At 72.3% G+C, this 3,315-nt stretch carries 5 protein-coding genes and 1 pseudogene; 3 read left to right on the plus strand and 3 right to left on the minus strand.

Annotated elements, in window-relative coordinates; genetic code table 11:
- Both AC2W7C_RS15455 and AC2W7C_RS15460 read left to right on the plus strand, forming a co-directional pair.
- A pseudogene (locus tag AC2W7C_RS15455) lies at positions 1 to 439 on the plus strand (kinase); the annotation flags it as partial.
- Positions 436 to 762, plus strand: a complete 327-nt coding sequence (locus AC2W7C_RS15460; RefSeq protein ID WP_486002201.1) for a PilZ domain-containing protein — start codon at positions 436 to 438, stop codon at positions 760 to 762. The pseudogene AC2W7C_RS15455 and the gene AC2W7C_RS15460, both read left to right, overlap by 4 nt.
- Before the next feature lie 152 nt (positions 763 to 914).
- On the opposite strand, the gene AC2W7C_RS15465 is transcribed toward AC2W7C_RS15460, so the two are convergent.
- From AC2W7C_RS15465 to AC2W7C_RS15475, 3 genes are all read right to left on the minus strand, one after another.
- The gene (locus tag AC2W7C_RS15465; protein WP_486002202.1) at positions 915 to 1,136 is read right to left on the minus strand and encodes a hypothetical protein; all 222 of its coding nucleotides are present in this window, start codon (positions 1,134 to 1,136) and stop codon (positions 915 to 917) included.
- The gene (locus AC2W7C_RS15470; protein ID WP_486002203.1) at positions 1,064 to 1,879 is read right to left on the minus strand and encodes an acyl-CoA thioester hydrolase/BAAT C-terminal domain-containing protein; all 816 of its coding nucleotides are present in this window, start codon (positions 1,877 to 1,879) and stop codon (positions 1,064 to 1,066) included. The genes AC2W7C_RS15465 and AC2W7C_RS15470 overlap by 73 nt, the downstream gene beginning before the upstream one ends.
- A 74-nt stretch (positions 1,880 to 1,953) precedes the next feature.
- The gene (locus AC2W7C_RS15475) at positions 1,954 to 2,961 is read right to left on the minus strand and encodes an aldo/keto reductase (RefSeq protein WP_486002204.1); all 1,008 of its coding nucleotides are present in this window, start codon (positions 2,959 to 2,961) and stop codon (positions 1,954 to 1,956) included.
- Positions 2,962 to 2,972: 11 nt separating this feature from the next.
- Between AC2W7C_RS15475 and AC2W7C_RS15480 the strand changes: the two genes are divergently transcribed.
- Positions 2,973 to 3,315: helix-turn-helix domain-containing protein (locus tag AC2W7C_RS15480; protein ID WP_486002205.1), on the plus strand; the 343-nt coding region annotated here is incomplete at its 3' end.

The following is a 3,315-nucleotide window of genomic DNA, read 5'->3' on the forward strand; positions in this document are numbered from 1 at the left end:
CGCCCTCTGTCGGCGCGTCCGAGGCCGGCCGTCCGCCATCCTGATCGACGCCTGGTGCCTGGGCGCGCTGGCGGAGGACGAGGCGGCGCTGACCGAGCCTCTCAACGCCCTGGAGCGCGACTGGGACCCGGACGGCGGCTGGCGGCGCGCCGTCAACGGCTTCGTCGCCGGCCCTTATGCGACCTTCGCCGCCCGCTTCGACGCCCTCTTGTTCCTGCGGGCCCCCGGCTTCGACGTCGTGCTGGACTGGCGCGGCCAGCAGGAGGCGGACCTGTTGGGCGTGACCCCGGCCGACCTTCCGCCGGCGGAGCGGCAGCGCCTGGCGGACTTCATCCAGTATTTCGAACGGATCACCCGCCGCATGCTGGCCGGAGGCGTGGCCGCGACCGTGACGGTGAAACTGGATCGAAACCGTCTTCCCCTTTTCATCCCCGCATGACGACCCCGCCCGACCGCCGCTTCGAGCCGCGCCTGCCCGCCAACGCGCGGGCGATCGTGGTCGCGCCCGGCCTGGAGATGCTCTGCCTGGTCACCGATTCCTCCGGCGGCGGCCTGCGCGTGCGGCTGGACCGCAAGCTCGCCCTTCCGGCCCAGGTGCAGGTCGTCGAGCTGGCCCAGGGCCTGGTCATCGAGGCCGACGTCGCCTGGTCCAAGGGCCAGGAGGCCGGGCTGAAGCGCCGGGGCCAGGCCTCGGTGCGCGGCCTGGTCCCCTCGCGCCTCGCCGCCGCCAAGGCCGCCTTCCTTCGAGCGGGAGGACGGTGACTCTCTCCTCGTCATTCCGGGGCTTCGCGCAGCGAAGAACCCGGAACCCAGGGGTGCGCCGCCGGCTCGGCGGCGCGTCTTCCGCCGAGTCCGTTTCCCTGGGTTCCGGGTTCCGCTTCGCGGCCCCGGAATGACGGGGGGAGTGAGCGCTCCTACCGTTCCAGCGTCCGCGCCAGGAAGGCCGTGACCTTGGGCCAGGCGTCCTGACGGGCCGCAGCGTTGGCCTCCGGCGTCCCCCCGGCGCGCACCGCCTCGCGGGGGCCGCCGTCGCCGACGAGGTCGTGTCCGGCCTCGGGATAGATCAGCGCCTCGGTCTCCAGCCCGGCGGCCGCCGCGCGGCGACCATGTTCCGCGTCGCCTGGGCCGCGTTCCACTGGGCGTCCTTCTCGCCGGCGATCAGCATCAGCCCGCCGCGATAGGCTTCCACCGGAATGCGCGCCTCGGCCTCTTTCTCGGGATGATCGGCCCGGCCGTTCTCGTGGATGGCCCTGAGGTCGGCCGTCGGCCCGGCCAGCAGGCCCTCGACGAAGCCGCGATAGGGCATGAAGGGCAGGGGCCGGCCCTCGAACGAGAACGACGAGCGGGTCCCTTCGGCCTCGACCATCTCCAGCCCCCATCCTTCCCAGACCACGTCGGTCGGAGCGTAGGCGACGACGCCGTCGATCCACGGATAGCGGCTGGCCGCGATCAGGGCGAACTCGGCCCCCTTGGAGGCGCCGAACAGGCCGAAGCGTTCGACATCGACGCCCGGCATGGCCCGCAGCGCGTCGCGCAGGTCGGCCAGCTGATCCACGCGGATGTCGATGAAGCTGCCCGGCAGGTCGGGGAACATCGGCGGCGGGCCGTAGTCGCCCCAGTTCGGCGAATAGTAGGGCAGGCCGACGGCGGCGTAGCCCATCCGGGCCAGGATGGGGCCGAAGCGGCGCTGGGCCTCGTCATTCCCGTCGGCGCCGTGCAGGATCACCACCACCGGACGCGGCGTGTCGCCGGCCAGCTCATAGACCTTGGCGTGCGGGAAACCCGCGATCGGCCGTTCGGTGATCTCCTGCGCGGCCGCGGGGACGGCGAGGATCAGGCTCAGGGCGGCGAGCGCGAGGCTCGCCAGGCGGTTCGTCATGGGAGGTCCCTCCGGCGGATCGTCCGCCTTTCGAAGGGTAGTCGCCGCCGAACCGCCCGGCGGATGCGGGGCGATCAGCCTTTTTCGCTGTCCATGTGTTTCAGTTGGGCTTCGGGATAGCGGGCGCCGGCGGCCGAGCCCTTGGGCGCGGCGGCTTCCAGCGCCGCCAGGTCGGCGGGGGTCAGCGCCGCGTCGAGCGCGCCCAGCGCCTCGCTCAGCCGCTCGCGCGTCCGCGCCCCGATCACCGGCACGATGTCCGGCCCTTGCGCCGCCACCCAGGCGATGGCGGCCTGGGCGACGGTCAGGCCCCGGGCCTCGGCCACGGCGCGCAGGGCCTCCACCAGGGCCAGGTTGCGGTCCAGGTTCTCGCCCTGGAACCGCGGGCTCAGGGCGCGGAAGTCCCGACCCATGACCCGGTCCTTCGACCAGTGGCCGCTGATCAGGCCGCGCGACAGCACCCCATAGGCCGTGATGTCGATCCCCAGTTCGCGGCAGACGGTCAGGATGTCGTCCTCGATCCCGCGCGAGATCAGGGAATATTCGATCTGCAGGTCCACGATGGGCGCCGTGGCGGCGGCGCGGCGAATGGTGTCGGCCCCCACCTCGGACAGGCCGATGTGGCGGATCCAGCCCTTCTCGACCATGCGCGCCAGGGCCCCGATCGTCTCCTCGATCGGCACGTCCGGGTCCAGCCGCGACGGCCGGTAGATGTCGATATGGTCCACGCCCAGCCGCTGGAGGGAATAGGCGACAAAGTTCGCCAGGGCCGCCGGCCGGCTGTCGTAGCCGTTGAATCCGCCCTCCGGATCGCGCAGGGCCCCGGTCTTGACGCTGAGCACCACCCTGTCCCGGTCGCGGCCCTTCAGGGCCTCGCCGATCAGCATCTCGTTGTGGCCCATGCCGTAGAAGTCGCCGGTGTCCAGAAGGGTGATCCCGGCGTCCAGCGCGGCGTGGACGGTCGCGATGCTCTCCGCCCGGTCGGACGGCCCGTACATGCCCGACATGCCCATGCAGCCCAGGCCGAGGGTGGACACGTCCGGGCCGGTGCGGCCCAGGCGGCGGGTGGGGATGGTGTTGCTCATGGCGGCTCTCCGTGTCTGGGACCGCTAGATGCGCCCTTCCGGATCGTCCGATAATCCGTCAAGGTCCGCATGGACCGTTCGGAAATGCGAACAATGCGACCCTCCCTCGACGACCTGGACCTGCTGGCCTCGGTCATCCGGCACCGCAGTTTCCGGCGCGCGCGGCGGATCGGGGGCTGTCGCCCTCCAGCCTCAGCGAACGCATTCGCGCGCTCGAGGACGGGCTGGGGGTCCGGCTGCTGAACCGCACCACGCGCAGCGTCAGCCCGACCGAGGCCGGGGAGACCCTGATGGCCCGCATCGACGGCCCCCCTGGACGACCTGAGCCCAGGGCCCATTGGGCCGCCGCGGGGG

It is taken from the genome of Brevundimonas sp. CURTG3B2_SDJG (assembly GCF_057364705.1).